The following is a 21,975-nucleotide window of genomic DNA, read 5'->3' on the forward strand; positions in this document are numbered from 1 at the left end:
TGAGTTGGTTGAAGAATTGGTATTGTCAGAAGGGAGACTCCGCCATGACCAAAGATACATTTCCGAAGGCAGTTGAAGATACATCCCATATGCAGAACCCATTTATTGTTGGTGAGCGCCTGTATTTGCGCCCATTGGAGCCTGGTCAGGATAATCACCTGTATTCCACATGGCTCAACGATGAGGAGATTCGCCGATATTTCTCTGTCTATCCCACTAGCGACACGCGAGGCAAAGAGCGGCTGGATAATATGTACAAAGATTTCCGCCATATTCTCTTTGGTATTGCCAACAAAGAAGATAACCGCCTGATGGGTCTGGTTGGTTTAAAAGATATCAATGTGCTGAATCAGAGCGCCGAGTTCTATGTCATCATTGGTGATCGGTCGGCCTGGGGGAAGGGGTATGGGACAGAAGCGACTAAGTTAATGTTGCGCTATGGTTTTCTTGAGCTGAATCTCAATCGTATCCAGACGCAGGATATGGAAGAGAACATCGGCGGCTGGCGAGCCGATGAGAAGGCCGGTTTTAAATACGAAGGCACCCTGCGTGAAGTAATGCCTCGTTTTGGCAAGTTCCACAATGTAAAAGTCTACAGTATGTTGCGTAGCGAATATTTGGAGAGTTTTCAGGGTTAGTTTATGAAGATTACCATCCAGGAGATCAATGATCAGGAGCAGTGGAATGGCTTTTTAACCAGCCAGCCACGCGGCCATCTGCTCCAATCTTACGAGTGGGGTGAGCTGAACAAATACCTTGGAGGGAAGATCTATCGCCTGGCGGCTCTTGAAGGAGAACGTCTGGTCGGCGTGATGCTATTAACCGTGGCCCCTGTACCCATTCCGGGGCTCCATCTGACATGGTTATATAGCTCGCGAGGCCCAACCGTTGAACGTCCTGACTCTCCCGCTCTGGGAGCGCTCATCGAATATGCTCATACGATTGCACGCAAGGAACGTGCAGTTGTGCTACGCGTTGAACCCAACATTGCCGATGATGATCCCTGTATGGATAACTGGTTGGCTGCTTACCATAGAGTTGGTTTTCGTTCTAACCCGATCTCGGTGCATGGGCGGCGGAGCTGGGTTCTGGATATTCAACCTGCCGCAGAGACACTGCTTGCCGACTTTAAGATGACCTGGCGACAGAACGTCCGTTCTGCCGAGCGAAAAGGTGTGACGATCCGTGAAGTAAGCAGCGAGGCTGATTTTGATGCCTACTACGAGCTGCTGAAGCTGACCAGTGAGCGAGATGATTTTTTTATCCATGGTAAGGATTACCATCAAGAGATTCTTCGCCACTTTGGCAGTAAAGGCGATGCGGTTCTCTATATTGCCGAGCATGAAGGCGAGGCAATCGCTGCGAAGATGTTAATTCGTTTTGGCGATTGGTGTTGGGATATGTTTGGGGCGACCTCCAATCATAAGCGCAACCTGAAGCCCGCCTACCTCTTGCAGTATCGCTGTTTTCAGTGGGCGAAGTCGCGTGGTTGTTCTTATTTTGATTTTCGGACGATCCCAGAGGTTCTGGAGCCGGGAGAGGAGATGTGGGGGGTCTATGAATATAAAAAGGGCTATGGCGGTTTCTCTCGTCTTAATATGCCCACCCAGGATTACATCTATCGCCCGTTGATCTATAAAGCCTGGCGCAAACTGGTTGAGATTCGTCGGGAGCAGCGTCATAAAGAGCGACAGAAGATTGAACTGGAGCGTGCTGCAAGGGGAAAACAAGAGAAGTCAGCGGATGGACAGGCTGAAACTACTGCTACCATCAAAGCATAATAAGAGTAAAGAGGTTGTATGGAAGCTCGGATCATTACCGATCAGCAACAGTGGGACGAGTATGTCGCTTCCTCTGTCTGTTGTAACGTCACTCAATCATATGAGTGGGGCGAGTTGGCATCCCATCTGGGAAGCGAGGAGGCTCTGCGCATTGGCGTGGTGGATGAGGCAGGTCATCTGTGTGCAGGCATCCTGATCTTAATCACTCGCGCTCCTCTGTTGCGTCAGCCCTATTTTTATGCGCCACGCGGTCCCATCATCAATGATCCGGATTCACCCGCGATGACTGTCTTGCTCAACTTTGTGAAAGCAGAGGCGCATAAGCGCCACGCGTTTATGCTGAAGGTTGAGCCAAGCGTCCTCGATGGCGATACTCACTGGCTGCTGGCTCTTAAGCGACGTGGGTTCCGTCCCAATCCTTATGCGACCCATATTCGGCACGAATGGGTTCTGGATATCAGCCCTGATGAGAAGACTATTCTGGGCGGGATGAAAGAGAAGTGGCGCTATAATATTCGCCTGGCTGCCCGTAAAGGGATTACTGTGCGTCGCGGCGAGACGCTGGCTGATCTCGATACGTTCTATAGTATCTATGAGACGACCAGCGAGCGAGATCAATTTTTTATTCATAATAAGACTCATTATCAGGATATTCTACGCCTTTTCCATGAGGGGGATCGAGTGGCTCTGTTTCTTGCAGAGTATGAGGGGAAGGCCGTGGCAGGAACGATTATCCTGACCATGGGACTCTGGAGCTGGTATATGTTTGGTGCCTCTTCCAACGACCATCGCGAGCGGATGCCCAATCATCTGTTGCAGTGGACCAGCATGCAGTGGGCAAAATCTAAGGGTTGCCATTATTATAATTTTCGTGGCATTCCCGATATTCTGGAAGAAGGTCAGGAGCTCTGGGGTGTCTACCTTTTTAAGCGTGGTTTCGGCGGCTATCCCTTGCGTTTCCTTGAAACCCATGATCTGGTCTATCAACCTGTTATTTATGAAGCCTATAAGCGTCTGCTGGAAGTGAAACGCTGGCGCGATGAGCGCCGCTACAAAAAAGCGGCTGAACGAGCGCTCAATCCGGCTAAGGTGTAAGTGCGGACATAAAAGCGGACCCTCCCCCATGTTACAATCTCTTGCAGCATGGGGGAGGGTCCGCTTTTAAATGTTAATGCGCGAAATGGCCCTGTCTTTCCACCTATAATGGTTATAACTTAATGGTTATAACTGCTGAGCTTTGAATGTATCAACGATCAACTTGAGCTCTTGTTGATAAACCCTTTTGAGCAGGGGAGGAATGACTTTTTTTTCTAGCCAGCCCAGAGGGCCAGCATGGCCTTCCTGTTCGGTCGAGATTGTAAGTTGAGTAGCGTTCCCTTTGCTGGCTGGTTCAAAGATAAAAAACGTCTGCAAGCTACTGGTTGCATCAAGACTCTTTTCGATGAAGACGCGCCCGGGTTCTGGTTCACTGACTTCCATATGTATGGGAAGCTCGCGCCCAAAGGTTTTAAAGCTGCTACGAAAGATCGTTCCAGCTCCTATTCCACCTTTTTCAATGACGATGGGCCCAAATTGCCTGGGCAAAATAGTAGGATGGCCTGCCTGGTAATCAATCATAAAGGCATAGACCTTTTCAACACTGGCCGGTATGAGTTCGGATGCTTCAATATAAATAGTTCCCACTATCTGTTATCCTTCTTTAGCAAGAGAAGACATCAAAAGTACAATCTTTGCTATCTTCTCTTCTATTATTCCTCTACTTGCTCCTCATTATACGCCAGTTTTTGTCATTTTGCCTTTGTCTGCGGCCCCGGCATTGGCGCGCGACTCTTCCGCTGTTTTGAGCATCTCTTCCACGCTTTTTGTATGCAGGCGTGCGGCCCCTTCAGTCTGAACAGTGTGTACGCGGGTGCCATTCTTTTCAGCCTGTTCCAGGCGTGCCTGAGCCTGTGGAATTGCCGAGGCATACTGTGGCAGCCAGCGTGCCTGAGCGACAAGCATCTCATCGGCCATCTGCCAGACCTCTTCAGGATTACAGACTGCGCCCACCAGAGGATCATGTAATAGAGCCTGTTTGAGCAGCATGACATCGCCATGAACGGCGGCCTCCATGCCCATCTCTTGAACACGGACACTGGCGGAGCACGTGGCGGCGCAGGCGAGGGGGAGATCTCCTACTACGGGCATGTGAATACCGGTGCGATCGACATAGCCAGGAATTTCAATCACGCAGCCATTGGGAAGATTGGTAATCTGGTTTTGATTTACGACATTAAAGTGTCCGCGATAGATTCGGCCCGTTTCCAGGGCCTCAATAATATAGGAGCCATGTTCTTCGCTACGTTTGGCGGGAGAGATGACGACGGGCTCTTCTGTTAGCCAGTTGGGATAATCCGTCTCAAACCAGTTTCGCCCTTCGGTGCAGACGCGGAGATAGCCGCCAGTCTCGCCATTAATCCAGTTTGAGAGATCGATCCACTGTGGAATCTCTTCCACGCGTTTGCGATACCAGGGAAGGTACTCGCTGAGGTGGCCGTTGGACTCGGTACTGTAGTAACCAAAGCGGCGCAGCACATCGATCCGAACCTTTTCCGTCTGAGCATAGTATGGATGCTCCTCAAAGAGCTCAAGCAGTTTGGGTAGCATATCGATTCCGCGCCATTCAGCTTTCACAAACCAGGTCTGATGATTGATGCCGGCGGCGATCACGTCGACGTCGCGGCGATGCAGTGATTCATTTTCTGCGAGCAGACCCTCACGGCGAGCCCAGCGTTCAATGCAGGATGCGATCTGCCAATGAGCACCTTGAACGCCATGGCAGAGTCCAATTGTTTTCACGCCACCATATTTATTACAGGCCCAGGTATTCATTGCCATGGGATTAGAATAATTTAAGAAGAGAGCATCAGGTTTTGCCAGTTCGCGAATATCACGACAGAAATCTAATAGGGCTGGAATAGTGCGCTGTGCATACATAATGCCACCAGCACAGAGCGTATCCCCCACACACTGATCAATGCCATATTTGAGTGGAATCTCGATATCAGTCTGAAAGGCCTCGAGACCTCCCTGACGAATCGTACTGAGTACATAATCGCTATCCGCGATGGCTGCCCGGCGATCGGTCGTTGTCTCAATTCTGGCGGGCAAATTATTCGCTGTAATCTCACGTCGGCAGAGCTCGGCAACCATCTCCAGATTATGTTCAGAAATATCAGTCAGAGCGAAAGTCGTATCAGCTAATTCAGGAACGGCTAAAATATCACGCACCAGTGTACGCGTAAAGCCAATGGAACCAGCTCCAATCATTGCGATTTTGATTGTCATAAAGGTCCTTTCCTTGTTTCTTTATGGAGGACAACATTGTATCCACAATAGTAGAGAGAGCTATACTGATTGTTGATCCAGTCCTATTAGCCTAACTGTACCTTGTAAACATGAGATATGCAAGGGTAAATTGCCCCTTCTGGGCAAAATCCGAGGATTTTTTGCGCGACTGAGCAATAAGTGCGCGCATAATTGCTTAATCGCGCAAAAAATGGTGGTTGTGATGATGGTGTATGCGTAATTTGTGTGTAATTAAGGAGGCGCGTTTGTTGCTATTATTTATGAAGATGGAAAAGGTCCGTGGCCATCATTCATGAAGACCGAAAGGGTCCGTGGCCATCATAAATGAAGATGGAGAAGGTCCGCGGCCATCATGAATGATGACCGAAAGGGTCCGCGGCCATCATAAATGATGGGCCCTCCTCCCTCATGCAATAAATTGCCCTTTTTTACGAGCGATTTATCGCAAAAACACGTAGGGCCCATCATTCATGATGGCCGTGGTGACCCGCTCCGCCTAAGTTGCACCCTTTATGATCACCTTGATGATCACCGTAAGGGATCTCAACGGTTAGGGTCTCGCTCTTTAGCGCGAGGAGCGTAGTCCTTGCAGTGTTGCCAGACGATCACGAGCGATCGTGCTGCCGGGATTTACCTTTGCCAGATTGCGATAGACGCGGCTGGCCTGCTCATATTCGCCGACGGATTGATAGGTCTGACCAAGCATATCGTAGGCATCGTAGTTCATTCGATCGATCGTAATGAGCTGCTGGAGGGCCGCCACCGCCTCTTTGATCTGTTGAGTCTCAAAGTAGTGGCGAGCGATATTGCCCTGGAAGCGAGCGGCATCCTGGCTACGGCCTAACTGAAGGCAGAAGCCAACCACCTCGCGTTGGAGATCCATCGAAGTGGGGCTGAGCTCAGCGGCGCGGAAGAGATTCGAGAGGGCCTCTTCAGTATTGCCCATCTCAGCGTAGATATTGCCTACGCGTTGAATGGCCTCGCCAGCCTCATCCAGATGTCCACGGCGAAGGTGGATATCGGCCAGCACGCGCAATTCAGCGATACCCTCATCCAATAGACCGCGAGTCACATAGATATCAGCCATCTCACTATGAGCTCGTGGGTCCTGTGGTGCCAGCCGCACCATCTCATTCAGAACATTCAGAGCATTATCCAACTGACGACTATTGCGATAATGGCGAACCATCTCCAGATATTCCTGGAGCGCACCGTCGATATCTCCATGGCGGACCGAGAGATCAATCATGTTTGAAGAAGCCACATCGTCCTGAGTTGGTTGATTCTGTTTGAGCTGGCGTAGAATCGCCTGCATCTGCTCCTGGCGACCGGTACGGCCATAGGCTTTAGCCAGTTGTTTAGCAATCTCTGCCTCAGGAGCCTGATGCTCTTCCCCATCTTCGCGAGGGCGAGCGGCCCAGGTAGTGGGATCAATCGCATTGGGTGCCCGGCGAACCTGATGAAGGGCCTGCTCCAGATGCTGAATGGCGTTCTCCGGCTTCCCCTGAGCCAGAAGGATCTGAGCAGAGCTAACGCGAGCCATCACCTCGACCGCGCTATCGCGTGTTGCTAACGTATAAGCATCCAACGCTTTATCGAACTGACCGCACTGATGATAGATCTGACCAAGAGCAAAGTGCACATCGGCGTTATTAGGATAGATATCGACCGTCTGGTTATATTCACGGATCACAGCATCGGCCATCTTCTGACCCTCGCCGCGCAACTGCCAGCGGATACGGGATAGGACCTCCAGAGCCGTCCCCCGGGCAGTCCCCAGACTGGTAATCATCGCAATATGCCAGCGGATAAGAGCAGTAATATTGCGTGGATCAATCTGCAGGACGCGCTGATATTCGGCCACAGCCTGCTGAGTGCGTCCCAGCTTCTGCAAGGCCAGAGCATAATTCAGGCGTGTAGGAACGCTGGTGGGGCTCTCTTGCAGGGCCTGTTCCAGCTCTGTCATTGCTCGATCCATATAGCCCAGGCGCAGATAGGACTCGGCGGCCATCGTGCGTTCGCGCAGCAGATCTTCCTTATTGCCCTGTGAGGAGAGCAGATTGATCAGCCGTATGCGATAGGTCAGATTATTGGGCTCCAATTGTAAAATTCGGCGATAGGTTGCTACTGCGTCATCCACGCGTCCATTGACGATATATGTATCGACAAGAATCGCATATTTAGTAATTGCCTGTTCAATCTTGCCCTGCCGGACATAGATTTCACAGAGCACCTGATGGACATCCAGATACTGAGGAGCGATATCGATGACGCGTAGACACTCTTCAGTAGCCGAAGTTAATAAACCATGACTGATATATTTCTGAATATCCTGCATTGAGCGGACAACCTGAAGGCGGACATTCTCAGGGAGATAAGAAGTGCTGACCAGCACAGCTTCAGCCACCTGTTTGAGGCCCACCTCTTTTGTGCCTGCCACCTGAGATAAGATATCCTCAAAGCCATTCTGCTGCTGTGCGCGTTGTGAAGGGGCTGGAATAACCATCTGTGATGCTTCAGCCAGGATCGGCTCCGCCAGATATTGAGAAGGTGTTCTCTGAGCAGGAGCAGGAGCAGGTGGAATCGCCGTGTCAGGGAGATACGCCGCTGCTGCTGGTGACTGTTGAGGCACCGGTGCTGGCACAACTGGCTGCTGAGGCGCTGGTGCCGGAGCAGGAGCAGGAGCAGGAGCCTGAGGTACAGGGGCCTGAGGCACAGGAGCCTGTTGAACAGGAGCAGGCTGGGCTACGACTGGTGGCGGAGTCTGTTGCTCTGGTGGCAAGACCCGGGTTGCATTTGGCTTAGCATCATCCATGAGCCAGGAAGGGACCGCTGGCTGTGAAACGGGCTCGCTGGGAGCAACCGGAGCCGGAGCTGGTGCTGGAGCGGGCTGAGCCACAGGAGCGGGCTGACTGGGAGCTTGTGGTTTATCTGCATCGCTCAGAATGCCCGTGAGCCAATCGGGTAGCTCACCCGAGTTGGAAGCGCCCGCAGGAGGCTGCTGCTGTTGAGCGGCAGGATTCATGCTGGCGGCATTAAAGGCCATCGTTGGAGCCTCAGGGAGCGCATTGGGAGGGCTCAGAGGCTGTGAGACAGGAGGAGGTGGCTGTGTCATAGCCGACTGTGGAGGAGCCTGGGTGGGTCGAGGAGCGGGCGCGCTATTGGCCTGCTGCAACATAAACTCCACCTGAGCCACCTTCTCATTCCATCCTCGACTGCGTAAGAAACCGAGCAGAGCATTATAGACCGTCATTGCCTGCTCTTGTTCGCCCAGGAGCCTGTGAGCCTCAGCGGCCTCCTGACAGAGCTGGACGAGCTGATCGGACTCCTCAGCCGTCAATGCATCCAGGTTTACGCGATCGACCGCCTCATCAAAGTGGATGGTAGCAGTCCTGAGATCCCCGCGAGCGCGATAACACTGTCCCAACGCATAGTAGCAGGACAGAGCATAATCTGCGTCATTGAGAAGATGTTGAAATTGTTGAATTGCGTCATCCCAACGCTGCTGTTCCTGATAGAGCCATCCAAGAAAGTAGCGGGCATCGGGCCGATCGAAGCCACTTTCTAGAATCTGCTCACAGAGGTCGATAGCATCATCAAAACGACCCTGGGTCTGCAATGTCTGGGCCTGTTGCAATACACCTGTGACCTGGTTGGCTGAAATCCGATTGCGAGGGGCCGCGTTCATCCCTCCGCCGTTCCCAGCTGTAGCCAGGGACGGGCCTGGATTGTGCCCTCCGCCAAAATTGCCCGCGCTACCCATGTTACCCATGATGCCAGTATTCCCTCCGCTTGTATTTCCCGATGTTACTGTCTCGGCAGCAGGATTGTGTGTGGAAAAAGTGGGTGGTATTCCTGCTGTATTATTCACATGAGACCCTGCACCGCTATCTGGACGACCTGCTGAAAATGGCTCTCCTGAACCAGTGGGGAAGCCCCCACCTTGAATGTAGGAGAGTAATTGTAATGCTTGTTGGTTTGTACTATCTGCCCGCAGTACCTCTTCACATTGAGCACGTGCGGCACCAGGCTCATTTCTTTGAAGATAGCCCTGAGCAGCAGCCAGGCGCTGTTGTAACATCTGGGAGATGTCTTTCTTCTCAAAATAATAGCTGGCGAGCCTTTCATGGGGCTCTGGTTGTCCAGGGGACAACTGAACGGCCCTCTGCCAGGTAGCTTCGGCACGAGCGCTCTGCCCGGCTTGAGAATAGAGCTCAGCCAGATGCATATACGCTTGATAAGCTTCTGGGCGCCGGTTCAAAATCCCGTAGATTTCGGCAATTTTGCTGAGAGCGATGACATTGCTTGCCTCGCTTTGCAGCACCGTTTCATACTCTTTGAGCGCCTGAGACCAATTTTTCAACTGCATATTGCAGAAGCCCAGACCGCTACGGGCGGTCGTATCGTCCGGGAACTCGGCGAGTGCCTGCTGATACTCTTGCAGCGCCAGCGCCCATTGGCTCTCCCAGCGGTAGCGGTCGGCTGCCGTCATTGCTGCACTAAAGGCTTGTCTGTTCCCAGGCATGAAAGGTTCACTTTCTCAAATGAGTGCACTCAGGAGCAACACTACCGCACCTCTGTATGTGTTCCTGCCAATCGTGCAAGTAGGTTTAATCGAATCAAGTCTAGGGTACTACAATTCAGAGCCTGGACTGTCCTTTTGGTACTAAAGTACTGAGCATACATACTGTGTTGTATTACATTATGCTGTACTTTTGTGTCCTATAGTGTCCAGGTGAAGCCTGCCGGTGAGCAAGCCAGAGAGCTGCCTTCGCAGTCTCTCTGGAGGAAACTATCCACGGTAGTTGATATAATCCAGGGGTAGCGGATAATCTTTCTGCCGTAAGAGAGCGATAACGGCCTGGAGGTCATCACGGCTCTTTGCTGTTACGCGAACGGCATCGCCCTGAATCTGAGGACGTACCTTGGGATAGTTTTCGCGAATGATCTTACTGATCTCTTTTGCTTGATCCTGATTGATGCCCTGTTGTAATTCAATCACCTGGCGAACGCGTCCACCAGCGGCATCTTCCTCTTTTCCAGGTTTAAAAATCTTCAGTGATAATTTGCGACGGATCGCCTTGCCCTCCAGGATATCGCGTACGCTTTTCAGCGATAGGGTGCTATCAGTCACAATGGTAATCGACTCTTTGCTTAACACAATCTCAGTTTTTGTATCTTTGAGATCATAGCGTGTCTGAACTTCGCGCCTTGTTTGATCGATAGTATTGACCAGTTCTTGTTCATCAAACTGCGATACTATATCAAATGAACAATCTCCTGCCATAAAGATCCTCCCTTTACTCGTAGATTGGTACAAATTGGCTAGCAGAGGAATGCTCTACTTGTTCAGTGTTGTTTTCGCTCTATGCCTCATCAGGCATTGTAGCGCATTTCTCTATTCGTTTCCACTCTATCCCCCAAGTGGCATAAACAACACGCGCTAGATAGTAATAAATGGTAGTACGGTTATTTTTAGCGCGTCCGATCTTTCTCTCCACTGAAAAGCATCATTCAAGACAGTTGTGTGGCCTGTTTACAGAGCCTCCAGCTAGACCTCTCTTTATGATAGCACCTTTGTTAAGCATTCTGTAGAGGCCTGACTTAGCAGGAGGGATTGTGAGACTTTGGTCTCTATTCTGGGGCGGTGATGCAGGTCGATAAAGAGAGGTGCTGAACCTTTATCAACAGATGGTCTGGAGTGATTATGCAAGAGTTACTGATGATCTCTGTGCTACCGTGGGTGGCCCATTGTGTTACTCAGGAGCAGATTGGCCGCTTTGAATTAGTACGCATGGCTTTCTTTCTATTGAAGTTGCGCAAATTGGAGCTTCAGGATGGCTCGCAAGAGAGAGAATTTGAGCGTGTTCTGCTGCGAAATGCGATTTTTCAGCAGTATGTAAGCCTGCGTACTCTGGGTCTGAGCGAGCAGGCCCACCAACTATTCCAGACAGATCATTGTGCTCTTCGGCCCTGTTAGCGGTAGTCGGGCCTTTTCGCTATCAGCTGGTTATAGCTATTGTTCTCGCGCGTTGTCTGGACATTGCCAGTGAAGTGGATGTTGATATTGCACTTCTCGATGATTTTTTTTAGATCATTAAGGTCTGCATCAGCGGAAACTGCGAGCTGGCAAGGGGTAATCTGGCGTATTCCGTATTGGAGAAGTTTCTCGTTTGTGCAGAGTTGTTGCGCAATCGTTTCAGTGGGAACCTCGATCAGTAGAACCTGGCTTAAACGAGCCTCTTTATATTGTTTAGCCCAATCCTGGAGGGTGTAAACGACATTTTGAGGCAGCTCTCTGGCGCTTAGCTCCTGAAGCGTCTCTAGAATCTGCTTCAATGTTAGTTGCGAGCGCATACCACGTAAGAGGGCTTCCCCCGTTAGTTTGAAGCTACTGGCCATGCCAAGGTGATTGATCTGTGTGAAAGGGAGGAGACGATAGATCGTCGGGAGGTCAAGCTGTAAGAGGAGAATTTCAAAGTTAGGTTGAACAATCAATGATGGGGGTTGTTCCTTCTCGTCTGCTGTGAACGCGGTATTCAGGCTCTGATTCTCTTCGATAGCCAGTACAGAGGCCCCCAGGGAAGTGAGCTGAAACGCCGAAGGATTATTGCCCAGCGAAGGCTCTGCATCAAAGCCCAGGAGTACAATGCCCAGATCAAATAAAGTGGAGGCTATCATTCCAGTATAGCACTCACCATCAATCTGTACCCAGGTTCCAAAATCAACTGGCTCTTTGCTGCTCATTTTCGTAGAGTAAGCATGGCGCAGACCCAGGGGAGCCTCTTGCCAGATCTTTTTGATGAGCTCAGGAATGCTATACCATTGTTCTGGCTGGCACTGTTTGATCTGCTTAAGCAGCGTCTGGCGGCCAAGGCGATAATCGAGATTAAAATACAGAAAGCGTGTCTCAGCATTTGTGTAATTCCACGTCTCTCCGTGTTTATAGTTGAAACCAACGACATCGATCCAATGATGACTGCTGAGCCACTCTTTGAGCAGGAGCTGGGTCTGTTGTATGACATCCATAGCGCTCCAGGTTGGTATAAACGAGCTGGGCGCAACATGAGCCTTCATACCTTCAAAGGGGGGCTGCACCAGTTGGATGAGTTTGAGATCATCCATAACCGCACAGATCATGTCGAGATAATCATCATTGCCCGTATAATCAAAGCGCGCAATCCCTTTGAGCCGCGAACGAAGTTTGTTCGCAATGCGCTTGGGCACACGTCCAGCTTGAGTAGGCTCAATCGTCTGTTGATAGACGGCATTGATGATAAACGCGACATCGAAGATCATCGCCTGCTCATTTGGAGCTATCTGTAGTGGTAGCTGTACCTGTGGTGCAATCATCCCCACTTTCCTCTACTCCTCAGGTGTATAGTTCTCTAAATAGCGAATTACCTCACGGGTCAATTGACTGGGAGTTGATGCACCGGCGGTAACAGCTATTTTTCGTTTGCCTTTGAGCCATTCAGTCTGTAATTGGGAGAGGTCTTCGATTCGGACGGCGGGCACGCCAGCCTTCTCTTCTGAGACCTGTACTAATCGATTGGTATTATTACTGCGAGGATCACCCACGACGACGGTCAGATCAGCGCCGCGTGCCTGTTCGGCGACGGCCTCCTGGCGTGTCTGTGTAGCTGCACAGATATCAATATGAACCTCTGCCTGAGGATAGCGTTCTTTAATATAAACGATTACCCGGCGTGTATCCCATTGGGAGAGGGTGGTCTGGGTAGAGACGGCGATCTTCTGCTCTTGTTCGGGGGTGAGCATCAGGGCATCCACATCGGCCTCGGTCTCAACCAGGCTTACATGTCCAGGGATCTCACCCATGACGCCTTCAGGCTCAGGATGACCTTTTTTGCCCACATAAATAATATAGTAGCCCTTTTCCACCAGGTCAATGACGAGATCATGCGTTTTTGTGACATCAGGGCATGTGGCATCGATGCAATGGAGACCACGTTCTTGCGCCTGTTTCTTGACTTCAGGAGAGACGCCGTGGGCTGTAAAAATAACGGTGCCAGCCTCAACTTGAGCCAGAATCTCTGCACGATTGGGTCCATCAAGTGTGATGACGCCTTTCTCACTGAGCTCATCGATGGCGTGGCGATTATGGATGATCTGGCCAATAATGTAGATAGGGCGCGGTAGAGTTGCATCTTTGGCCGCATTGCGGGCAATTGTTAAGGCGTCAACAACACCATAGCAATAGCCACGAGGCGATATTTTTATGACTTCCATCATTTCCCTTTTCGGATGTTCGAACTATTCCTGGTTCAGGCTCTGGTCAAATGACTTTTACGTGCTCATATTAAAGAGTATACAACGTTGGGCAAGATGGGTTCAAATCTGGCGGTAGTCCCACGGCCCACGATGAGGAGGGAGATGCTCCGCTGCTTTTGCCAACTTTACATGAAAAAAGCATATTATGAATGTCAAGTAGGGAAAGCTGCTTGTCTCTTTCCTCGGTTCCCCCTCCGCTGTGTGAGCCCCTCTATAGCTCAACTTGCAATGATGTTATGTAGGGGCTGGCATGGCGGAATGGGAAATTTAGGAGGGAGACAAGCGACCCTCCCTACTGTGTTGTTACACACGAAAACATTTGTCATGAATGTCAAGTAGGGAAAGCTGCTTGTCTCTTTCCTCGGCTCCCACTCCGCTGTGTGAGCCCCTCTATAGCTCAACTTGCAATGATGTTATGTAGGGGCTGGCATGGCGGAATGGGAAATTTAGGAGGGAGACAAGCGACCCTCCCTACTGTGTTGTTACACACGAAAACATTTGTCATGAATGTCAAGTAGGGAAAGCTGCTTGTCTCTTTCCTCGGCTCCCACTCCGCTGTGTGAGCCCCTCCATGGTTCAACGGGAACAGAGGCTATGGTGGGGCTGGCATGGCGAAATGGGAAATTTAGGAGGGAGACAAGCGACCCTCCCTACTTGGCTTGTATATTTTTGTCAAAAATACATTATTCCGCACATTAAACAATGTCAAGTAGGGAAAGCCGCTTGTCTCACTGACTCCAACTAATTCACGGAGAGGCCTGGGAAGCCAATCCTTCGTGCGTGATCACGGGTCAGAGGAAGCTGCCCATGTGTCCTAGAGCCGTTGCCAAAAACGAAAAAAAGAAGGACAATCCGAATAAACATTTCACATCAAAAGGACATCCTTCTTATGATCTATGATACCCCATCTGGTCGTGAGCTTGTCAAGTCGTCAGAGCCCACCCAGGCCCTGGAAACCTTGTTGATCGAGGCGAGTCGAGATCTCGTGGTGCCGGGAAAGAGGCGTGGTCGTCCACAACGCCTTTCTTCCTGCTTTCTCTTCCTTGGTATCTTGATCTGCATGCTACGTGGCTGGAATTCCCAATTGGACCTCTGGCGACTCCTCAGCTTTTCCGGCGTGGGAACTTTGCCCCCGGTCCGCGTCTCCGACCAGGCGATCTACAAACGGTTGGCGCAGAACACCCATGCACATTTTCGCGCCTTTTTTGAGCAGATGAGTGCCTGGCTGTGTGAACGGATGAACCTTCGCACCGATCTCAGCCTGGCTCCGTTTGCCACGGACGTCTTTGCCCTCGATGAAAGTACCCTGGATCCCAGAAAACGCTGGATTGCGGAGTTGCGACAGGTCCCCATCGGCGACCGGCGCTTGCTAGCTGGCCGCATTGGGGCGCTCTTCGATGTCCGTCGGCAGCAATGGAAACGAATCGATGTGTTCAATACCGTGGCCGATTGCCGACGTGCCGCTTTTGATCTCATCAGTGGCATTCCCGCAGGAGCCCTCATCCTCTTCGATCGGGGCTACAATGGATTTGAGTGGTTTGATGAATTGACGACCCGCCGCCTCTGGTGGATTGGACGAGTCAAGAAAAACATGAGTTACAAGGTTCTGCACGTCATCTCTGATCGCAATGGCATCGTCGATGCCCTCGTTCAGGTCGGAGCCTTTCGTGCAGATCAAGCAAGATACACCGCTCGATTGGTGCGCTATTGGTATCGAGGTCAATGGTATGAGTATCTCACCAATGTCACTGATGCTCGTCAACTCTCTGTTGCACAGATTGCCAGGCTCTACGATCGCCGCTGGGACATCGAATGTGCCTTTCGTCTGCTCAAAGACTATTTGGGGCTCAAATGGCTCTGGAGCGCGAAATGGGAGGTGATCCAGGTTCAAATCTGGGCCACGGCCCTCCTGGCGCAATTCTTTCACGCATATCAGATGCATATTGCGGACAAAGCGGATATTGATGTGTTTGATGTGTCGCTTGAACTCCTGGTTCGTCATGTTCCACGATGGCTTGCAGAGGGGTACGATCCCATTGAAGTCATCCTGTCCCAGGGTCGCGCCATGAAGATGATTCGTCCAAGCACGCGCAGCCGCCGTGAGCTCTTTCACGTTCCCGTGGAAGAGCTGTGTGATCCTCCCGACGATCTTCCACGGGAACGCAAATCGCGCTATGCCCATAAGGCTGCTGGCAATTTTCCCCGCAAAAAGAAACAAGAGTCTTGAATTAGTTGGAGTCAGTGCCGCTTGTCTCTTTCCTCAGGTCCCCCTCCGCTGTGTGAGCCCCTCTATAGCCCAATTCGCAATGATGTTATGGAGGGGCTGGCATGGCGAAATGGGACGATTCATGAGGGAGACAGGCGACTATGATGTTACAAATCTTCAAATCTTCAGATATGAAGCTGTTTTAAGCTCTATTTACGATGCTTTTTGCGCGACCTTGGTCAGAATTGAGCGTAGATCTTCGGGTGTATAGAGACACACCGTTGGCAACAGACCTGCCAGCTCTTCCACTGAGGTGGTAGGAGCCAGATCAAAGATCAGTAGGGGCGAATGACGACCTTCGCAGCCTTTAGCAATCGTCGCTGCGGTCAAAAGTGGTGTCTGACCATTGTAATCGGGCCTGCTAAGCACCAATTGAACGTTTGGTAGCAGATGTGGGAGACGCTCAGTACTGGCTTCCTGGTAGATATATTTCATCCTGGCCCGGTGTAAAAGTTGTGTATACGCAGTAAATTGTTCAGCAGGCCCTAACAAAAGGGCAGAACGACCCTGTAATCCACCAAGGCAAGCCTCTGCAATTGCTACTACCTCAGGCGCTATCTCATACATTGACCTGTCTCCTCTGCCTTTGCAATACAACCATGTCTGCTCCTACTGTCACTCTCTACATACTATAGCAATGTCTCTAAGCTGTCATCAGGTGCACGCCTTATTTTTTTCTACGCATTCATCGCGAGAGGGTTGTATTCCTCTCAGGTGGTATCTCAATCAGACGATAGGTCTCCGGCACCACTCTCTTGCAGGAAGCTCAGCCTTTATGCTACGCTACTGCTGTAGTGGAAATGCTGTACTGTCTCATGCCAATTGATAATTATAACGTTTGAGTTGGCTAAATCATTCCCGCTGTTATGCTGTATCCTGTATTGTGCTTTTTTCTTCCAGGTTCTGCTCTATTCAACTTCACATCTGATCATGCGTTTGTCCCCTTAGACTGGTTCATCGCCTTCATCAGCTAGTAATATGTACGAGTAGATTCCACAAGTGAAGAATGGTAGTTTGCATGCTAATGTCGTTAGCATTTGATGTAAAGAGGTTATCAAATCATGCCCTATGCGATGGGTGAATATTACGAGCGGGTCAGCGACTATGATCTAGAGTATCAGAGTCAGTCGGAGCTAGACCTGCCTTTCTGGCGTGAACTGGTGCAGCGTTTTGCGCCAGAGCATATTTTAGAGCTGGCTTGTGGGAGTGGTCGCATTGGCCTGGATCTCCTGAAAATGCCTGGTGAGCAAACATTTACTATGGATGGGCTGGATATTGAACCAGATATGTTAAAGGCCTACTGTCGGCGAGTTGAAGCGTTGGAGCCAGCTATTCAGCAACGCGTCTCTCTCCATGAAGGAGATATGACCGATTTTCATCTGCCCCGCAAAGGCCAATTTGATCTCATCTTTCTCCCATTTAACTCTATCGCCCACCTGTACGAGTTAGAGCAGCAGTTTGGAGCCTTCCGTTGCGTCTATGATCATCTCGCTTCAGGTGGTACCTTTGTAGTTGATACCTTCCTGCCCGATATCGATTATCTCAGTAACGCTCTCAACCGACCATCAACTGTTTATTTAGAAGATGAGATTGCATCTGAAGATTTCACCATGTTAATGTACACCACCAGGAAATTCGACCCGATTGAACAATTACAGCATATCACCTGGACGCACGAGAAATTTTTTGAAAATGGTGATAACGAGCGCTACCTGACGCGGCTGGACATGCACGTCTTTTTTCCACGCGAGCTACAGATCCTCTTCTTATCAGCGGGTCTACAGATTGATGCCATTTATGGCAGTTATGATTGGAAACCTCTGGGCAAAGGGACACGCCAGATCGTCATTGGCCGTAAAAAATAAAGCCAGCCGGGCCAGAGTGTATGGAGTTGACGCTCTCCTATGTCTGATGCTAGAATATATCCTAGTGAATAGGTCGGAATAAATAGCGAACCGCTGCGATAACAGAGAGCACCGGATATTGAAAGAAAAGGGAGAGGCCGCGATGTTACGAGTATCCACAAAAGGCGAGTATGGTGTACGTATAATGGTGGATCTAGCGCGTCATTATGGTGGCCGACCCCGCTCGCTCACTGATATTTCTCAGGCCGAGACCCTGCCACTGGCCTATCTGGAGCAGCTGGTCAAGTTGTTGCGTGAGTGTGATCCGCCGCTTGTCGCCAGTACTCGGGGGGCTCATGGGGGGTATAAATTGAGCCGTAAGCCAGAGGAGATCACTATGGGAGAGATTGTGCGCGTCCTTGAAGGGCCAATTGCTCCTATGATCTGTGCTACCGAAGGCGAGATGACTCAGGTCTGTAATTTTCTGGACTCCTGCAAGACCAAGTATTTATGGGCTAAGGTCCGTGATGCAGTTGCGCAGACGCTCGATGCTATGACGCTGGCTGAACTGACAGCCGTTTCCGTTGGACAGAGCATCGCTCCACAGTTTATTGCGCTCTCAGACATTCAAATTGGGACGAACGCCAGAGACTACTGTCTGATGGAGAATCACGAATAAGCTCGTCTCTCCTGCTGATCTGTCGTCTCTGACCATAAAAGGAAGGTGTTTTTGGGTTTATGACATCTCAATTAGTAATTAAGAACCTTCATGCGAATATTGAAGGTAAGCCAATTTTGCGCGGTGTTGATCTTGTGGTGAACCAGGGCGAAGTGCATGCGTTGATGGGCCCCAATGGCTCTGGTAAGAGCACGCTTGCAAACGTCGTGATGGGGAATCCAAAGTATGAAGTCACCGATGGTGAGATCTGGTTTAAGGGTGAGAACATTCTGGAATATTCGCCCGATCGGCGCGCTCGCATGCGCCTCTTCCTGGCCTTCCAGTATCCAATGTCGATCCCTGGTGTGAGCGTAGCCAATTTCTTGCGCCGTTCTCTTGAGGCCGTTCGCGAAGGCAACAAGCCTCTAGAAGAGGGTGAGAACCCTACTGGTAAGATTGGCAAGCGCAAAACGGTTCCTCCTGGCGAGTTCCGCAAGCTGCTTCAGGCAAAGATGCAGTTGCTGAAAGTTGATAACAGCTTCATCAACCGTTCGATTAACGATGGTTTCTCTGGTGGTGAGAAGAAGCGCGCAGAGATTCTCCAGATGGCCCTGTTAGAGCCAGAGATTGCTTTAATGGACGAGACCGACTCAGGTCTGGATATTGATGCCCTCCGTATCGTCTCTGAGAGCGTCAATGCGTTGAGTGGCCCGAACCTGGGCATTCTGCTGATCACCCACTATCAGCGTATGTTGAACTACATCACACCAGACTATGTGCATGTAATGTTCAATGGTCGTATCATCAAATCTGGTGGAAAAGAACTGGCCCTTGAGCTTGAAGAGAAGGGCTATGAGTGGCTCAAACCCTCCGATGCAGAAAACGAGGTGACCGCAGATGCTTAAGGCTTTAGCCCCCGGTTTTACACGTGCCGCGGTAGAAGAACTGTCGCGTCAGAAGGGCGAGCCTGAGTGGATGCTCCAGTTGCGCTTGCAAGCGTGGGAGACCTATGAGCAGACGCCGGCCCCTCTTGGACGCCGTGGTGATCTGGGTACGCGGCGGACGGTCTCGAACTTTAAGTTTCAGGAATTGACTCCCTTTACTCCTGCTACTCAGGGTGAGAGCTTACCTGAGGCTGTGGAGCAGTCGTTGCAGGAGTCGCTGGTTGATGAGCGCTCGGGCCTGATTGTACAGTTGAACTCGACTGTTGTGCATACCGAGCTGCATCCTGAGCTGGTGGCGCAGGGGGTCGTGCTCACTGATCTGGAGACCGCTGTTCGCGAGCATCCTGAGCTGGTGCAGCAATACTTTATGACGAAGTGTATTCCAACTGCAACAAGCAAATATACCGCCTTACATGCCGCATTCTGGACAGGTGGCTTCTTCCTCTATGTTCCCAAAGGTATTGAGATTGAGGCACCGATCCTCTTGCAGGTCTGGCTGGATAAAGGCCATGCCGCTTCATTCTCTCATACACTGGTGATTGCGGAAGAGCAGAGCAGCGTTCGTCTGGTGCAGGAATATAATTCAGCGGCTACCCACGAAGAGGTTGCGCTCTTAAGCGATATTGTAGAGATCTTTGCGAAGCGCGAGGCTCGCGTTGAGTTTAGCAATCTACAGGATCTGGGCCGTAATGTCTGGAATATCACTGATAAGAATGCTCTCTACGACAAGGATGCGAGCGTCACGTTTGTCATGGCAGATCTGGGATCGCATGTGACCCTGGAGACGATTGGTGCTGGTATTAAAGGGAATGGAAGTGCTGCCGAATTGGTTGGCGTCTTCTTTACCGATCAGGATCAGCGCTTCTCCATCAGCTCGCTCTCGGATCATGACGCTGTTTCAACCAACGCCGAAACGCTGGTGAAGGGCGTTTTGACCGACACATCGCGGGTAGAGTTTGATGGCATGATCCGTATCCATCCCAAGGCTCAGCAGACGGCATCGTTCCTCTCGGCTCATGGATTGCTCTTGAGCAGGACAGCTCGCGGTGAGTTTATTCCAGGCCTGGAGATTGCAGCCAATGAAGTGAGTGCGAGCCATGGCGCGACCAGTGGTCAGATTGACGAAGATCAGCTCTTCTATCTGATGGTTCGTGGTATTTCTCGCCCAGAGGCCGAACGGATCATTGTACAGGGCTTCTTTGAGCCGGTTCTTCAGCGCATTCCATTAGAGAACCTGCGTATTCGCCTGCGTCGAAGCATCGTCCGTCGGATGAGTGGCGCTTACGAGACCGAGGCCGACACCTGGGTGGATGCTCAGGAGCGCTGGGAGATCGAAGGCGTTGATGAAGGGGCGATTCATCTCGATGGTAATCTCAAGGATGAAGAGATTCAACTGTCGGAGTACTAATACAGAGGGGAGACTCCGAGGACTATCCATAAGGGTCTCCTTTATGTTGTCGGGGGGAGGAAGAGCCCTCCGACAGACTAGCGATCGGGGATACACATGGTTACATCTAAAGAAGTTACCCCAGCTCCATTTACAACATATCTGAATGGACAATCCATTCAGGATGTGCGCGCAGACTTCCCCATTCTTACAGCCACCGTTCATGGGAAACCGCTCGTCTACCTCGATAGCACCGCCAGTTCGCAGAAGCCCTCCTCTGTGATTGATGCCATGAGCTTCTACTATCAAAACTACCATGCCAATGTGCATCGTGGCGTCTATAGTATCAGTGAAGAGGCCACCGCCGCCATGGAGAAGGCACGCCTTAAACTGGCCCGTTTTATCAATGCTCGTCAGAGTAAACAGGTTATCTTTACACGGAATACGTCAGAGAGTATTAATCTCGTGGCCTATACCTGGGGCCAGGCAAACATCAAGGCGGGTGATCTGATTATTCTTACGGAGATGGAGCACCATAGTAATCTTGTGCCCTGGCAGCTTTTAGCGCAGCGTACAGGTGCTCAATTAGAATTTATTCCTGTAACTGATGATGGACTGTTGCAATTGGATATCTATGAGCAGCTTTTGCAGCGTCAGCCCCGGTTAGTGGCGTTTACGCAGATGTCGAATGTGTTGGGAACGATTAATCCCGCACAGGAGATGATCGCTCAGGCGCATGCTGTAGGGGCCGTTGTCGTATTGGATGCTGCCCAGAGTGTGCCCCATCTGCCCATAGATGTTCAGGCATTGGATGTTGATTTTCTCTGCTTCAGTGCGCATAAGATGCTGGGACCAACCGGGATCGGAGCTCTCTATGGCAGACGGACGCTGTTAGAGGCCATGCCTCCATTTATGGGTGGTGGCGATATGATTCGCAGCGTCAAGTTACGTGAGTCGACCTGGAATGATCTCCCCTGGAAGTTTGAAGCCGGGACGCCTGCCATTGCCGAGGCTATTGGTTTTGGTGCGGCTGTCGACTATCTCAACACTCTGGGAATGGACCATGTGCATCAGTATGAAGAAGAGATTACCCGTTATGCATTGGAGCGTCTGCAAGAGGTGCCTGGCCTGAAGGTCTATGGACCTGAGGCCGCATTGCGTGGTGGGGTCATCTCATTCACTATGGCTGAGATTCATCCTCATGATCTTGCCTCGATTCTGGATCAACAGGTAGGCGTGGCCATTCGTGCCGGTCATCATTGTGCACAGCCTTTGATGGATCGCTATGATCTGCCTGCGACGGCTCGTGCAAGCTTCTATGTCTATACTTTAAAAGAAGAGATTGATATACTGATTCAAGGATTGTTAAAGGCGCAGGAGATTTTCCGCCTTTAAGAGGACTTTTCAATAGCCTGTATCTCCAATCAGAGGTAAACTGGCTGATTGAAGGTGCTA

17 protein-coding genes are annotated in these 21,975 nt (G+C 50.8%); 10 read left to right on the forward strand and 7 right to left on the reverse strand.

Features of this window, described 5'->3' with window-relative positions:
- The first annotated feature begins 44 nt into the window (after window positions 1-44).
- From EL628_RS04290 to EL628_RS04300, 3 genes are read left to right on the forward strand one after another with little or no spacing between them, the layout of a single operon-like run.
- Window positions 45-638, forward strand: coding sequence for a GNAT family N-acetyltransferase (locus tag EL628_RS04290; protein WP_126578543.1), 594 nt, complete (start codon window positions 45-47; stop codon window positions 636-638).
- Window positions 639-641: 3 nt separating this feature from the next.
- Complete coding sequence (locus tag EL628_RS04295) at window positions 642-1,781, forward strand: lipid II:glycine glycyltransferase FemX (protein ID WP_126578544.1); 1,140 nt, start codon at window positions 642-644, stop codon at window positions 1,779-1,781.
- A gap of 18 nt (window positions 1,782-1,799) precedes the next feature.
- Complete coding sequence (locus EL628_RS04300; RefSeq protein WP_126578545.1) at window positions 1,800-2,876, forward strand: lipid II:glycine glycyltransferase FemX; 1,077 nt, start codon at window positions 1,800-1,802, stop codon at window positions 2,874-2,876.
- A gap of 126 nt (window positions 2,877-3,002) precedes the next feature.
- Here EL628_RS04300 and EL628_RS04305 read toward each other — a convergent pair whose 3' ends face one another.
- The 4 genes from EL628_RS04305 to EL628_RS04320 form a co-directional block, all read right to left on the reverse strand.
- Window positions 3,003-3,464 carry an SRPBCC family protein gene (locus tag EL628_RS04305; protein WP_161975267.1) on the reverse strand — a complete coding sequence of 154 codons (462 nt, stop codon included), beginning with the start codon at window positions 3,462-3,464 and terminating at the stop codon, window positions 3,003-3,005.
- A gap of 87 nt (window positions 3,465-3,551) precedes the next feature.
- On the reverse strand, window positions 3,552-5,108 hold the full coding sequence (locus tag EL628_RS04310) for an alpha-glucosidase/alpha-galactosidase (RefSeq protein WP_126578547.1): 1,557 nt from the start codon (window positions 5,106-5,108) through the stop codon (window positions 3,552-3,554).
- Between the two features lie 586 nt (window positions 5,109-5,694).
- Window positions 5,695-9,654, reverse strand: a complete 3,960-nt coding sequence (locus tag EL628_RS04315; protein ID WP_126578549.1) for a tetratricopeptide repeat protein — start codon at window positions 9,652-9,654, stop codon at window positions 5,695-5,697.
- A 267-nt stretch (window positions 9,655-9,921) separates the two neighbouring features.
- Complete coding sequence (locus EL628_RS04320; RefSeq protein WP_126578551.1) at window positions 9,922-10,416, reverse strand: YajQ family cyclic di-GMP-binding protein; 495 nt, start codon at window positions 10,414-10,416, stop codon at window positions 9,922-9,924.
- A gap of 420 nt (window positions 10,417-10,836) precedes the next feature.
- On the opposite strand from EL628_RS04320, the gene EL628_RS04325 reads away from it, so the two are divergent.
- Entirely contained in the window at window positions 10,837-11,109 is a 273-nt protein-coding gene (locus tag EL628_RS04325; RefSeq protein WP_126578553.1) for a hypothetical protein, read from the forward strand.
- On the opposite strand, the gene EL628_RS04330 is transcribed toward EL628_RS04325, so the two are convergent.
- Window positions 11,106-12,482, reverse strand: coding sequence for a helicase-associated domain-containing protein (locus EL628_RS04330; RefSeq protein ID WP_126578555.1), 1,377 nt, complete (start codon window positions 12,480-12,482; stop codon window positions 11,106-11,108). The two genes, EL628_RS04325 and EL628_RS04330, sit on opposite strands and share 4 nt — an antisense overlap.
- A gap of 12 nt (window positions 12,483-12,494) precedes the next feature.
- Entirely contained in the window at window positions 12,495-13,379 is an 885-nt protein-coding gene (locus EL628_RS04335; RefSeq protein ID WP_126581868.1) for a 4-hydroxy-3-methylbut-2-enyl diphosphate reductase, read from the reverse strand.
- Between the two features lie 931 nt (window positions 13,380-14,310).
- Between EL628_RS04335 and EL628_RS04340 the strand changes: the two genes are divergently transcribed.
- Entirely contained in the window at window positions 14,311-15,648 is a 1,338-nt protein-coding gene (locus EL628_RS04340) for an IS4 family transposase (RefSeq protein WP_126578558.1), read from the forward strand.
- A 192-nt stretch (window positions 15,649-15,840) separates the two neighbouring features.
- Here EL628_RS04340 and EL628_RS04345 read toward each other — a convergent pair whose 3' ends face one another.
- Window positions 15,841-16,254 carry a Rossmann-fold NAD(P)-binding domain-containing protein gene (locus EL628_RS04345; RefSeq protein WP_126578560.1) on the reverse strand — a complete coding sequence of 138 codons (414 nt, stop codon included), beginning with the start codon at window positions 16,252-16,254 and terminating at the stop codon, window positions 15,841-15,843.
- Window positions 16,255-16,748: 494 nt separating this feature from the next.
- Here EL628_RS04345 and EL628_RS04350 point away from each other — a divergent pair, with 494 nt between their 5' ends.
- The 5 genes from EL628_RS04350 (at window position 16,749) to EL628_RS04370 (ending at window position 21,915) form a co-directional block, all read left to right on the forward strand.
- A complete protein-coding gene (locus EL628_RS04350) occupies window positions 16,749-17,552 on the forward strand; it encodes a class I SAM-dependent methyltransferase (RefSeq protein WP_126578562.1) in 804 nt (267 codons plus the stop codon).
- 142 nt (window positions 17,553-17,694) lie between these two features.
- On the forward strand, window positions 17,695-18,210 hold the full coding sequence (locus tag EL628_RS04355; protein WP_126578564.1) for an RrF2 family transcriptional regulator: 516 nt from the start codon (window positions 17,695-17,697) through the stop codon (window positions 18,208-18,210).
- Between the two features lie 59 nt (window positions 18,211-18,269).
- Entirely contained in the window at window positions 18,270-19,094 is an 825-nt protein-coding gene (gene sufC / locus EL628_RS04360; protein WP_126578566.1) for a Fe-S cluster assembly ATPase SufC, read from the forward strand.
- Entirely contained in the window at window positions 19,087-20,541 is a 1,455-nt protein-coding gene (gene sufD, locus EL628_RS04365; protein ID WP_126578567.1) for a Fe-S cluster assembly protein SufD, read from the forward strand. Before sufC ends, sufD begins: the two co-directional genes overlap by 8 nt.
- 96 nt (window positions 20,542-20,637) lie before the next feature.
- Complete coding sequence (locus EL628_RS04370) at window positions 20,638-21,915, forward strand: cysteine desulfurase (protein ID WP_126578569.1); 1,278 nt, start codon at window positions 20,638-20,640, stop codon at window positions 21,913-21,915.
- Window positions 21,916-21,975: the final 60 nt, after the last annotated feature.

The organism is Tengunoibacter tsumagoiensis (assembly GCF_003967535.1).
GTDB lineage: Bacteria > Chloroflexota > Ktedonobacteria > Ktedonobacterales > Ktedonobacteraceae > Tengunoibacter > Tengunoibacter tsumagoiensis.

Coding starts and splice junctions, on each gene's coding strand:
- EL628_RS04295 (WP_126578544.1), top strand. CDS start 642: ATGAAGATTACCATCCAGGAGATCAATGATCAGGAGCAGTGGAATGGC.
- EL628_RS04340 (WP_126578558.1), top strand. CDS start 14,311: ATGATCTATGATACCCCATCTGGTCGTGAGCTTGTCAAGTCGTCAGAG.
- EL628_RS04290 (WP_126578543.1), top strand. CDS start 45: ATGACCAAAGATACATTTCCGAAGGCAGTTGAAGATACATCCCATATG.
- EL628_RS04320 (WP_126578551.1), bottom strand. CDS start 10,416: ATGGCAGGAGATTGTTCATTTGATATAGTATCGCAGTTTGATGAACAA.
- EL628_RS04355 (WP_126578564.1), top strand. CDS start 17,695: ATGTTACGAGTATCCACAAAAGGCGAGTATGGTGTACGTATAATGGTG.
- EL628_RS04335 (WP_126581868.1), bottom strand. CDS start 13,379: ATGGAAGTCATAAAAATATCGCCTCGTGGCTATTGCTATGGTGTTGTT.
- sufD (WP_126578567.1), top strand. CDS start 19,087: ATGCTTAAGGCTTTAGCCCCCGGTTTTACACGTGCCGCGGTAGAAGAA.
- sufC (WP_126578566.1), top strand. CDS start 18,270: ATGACATCTCAATTAGTAATTAAGAACCTTCATGCGAATATTGAAGGT.
- EL628_RS04310 (WP_126578547.1), bottom strand. CDS start 5,108: ATGACAATCAAAATCGCAATGATTGGAGCTGGTTCCATTGGCTTTACG.
- EL628_RS04315 (WP_126578549.1), bottom strand. CDS start 9,654: ATGCCTGGGAACAGACAAGCCTTTAGTGCAGCAATGACGGCAGCCGAC.
- EL628_RS04350 (WP_126578562.1), top strand. CDS start 16,749: ATGCCCTATGCGATGGGTGAATATTACGAGCGGGTCAGCGACTATGAT.
- EL628_RS04370 (WP_126578569.1), top strand. CDS start 20,638: ATGGTTACATCTAAAGAAGTTACCCCAGCTCCATTTACAACATATCTG.
- EL628_RS04330 (WP_126578555.1), bottom strand. CDS start 12,482: ATGATTGCACCACAGGTACAGCTACCACTACAGATAGCTCCAAATGAG.
- EL628_RS04345 (WP_126578560.1), bottom strand. CDS start 16,254: ATGTATGAGATAGCGCCTGAGGTAGTAGCAATTGCAGAGGCTTGCCTT.
- EL628_RS04300 (WP_126578545.1), top strand. CDS start 1,800: ATGGAAGCTCGGATCATTACCGATCAGCAACAGTGGGACGAGTATGTC.
- EL628_RS04325 (WP_126578553.1), top strand. CDS start 10,837: ATGCAAGAGTTACTGATGATCTCTGTGCTACCGTGGGTGGCCCATTGT.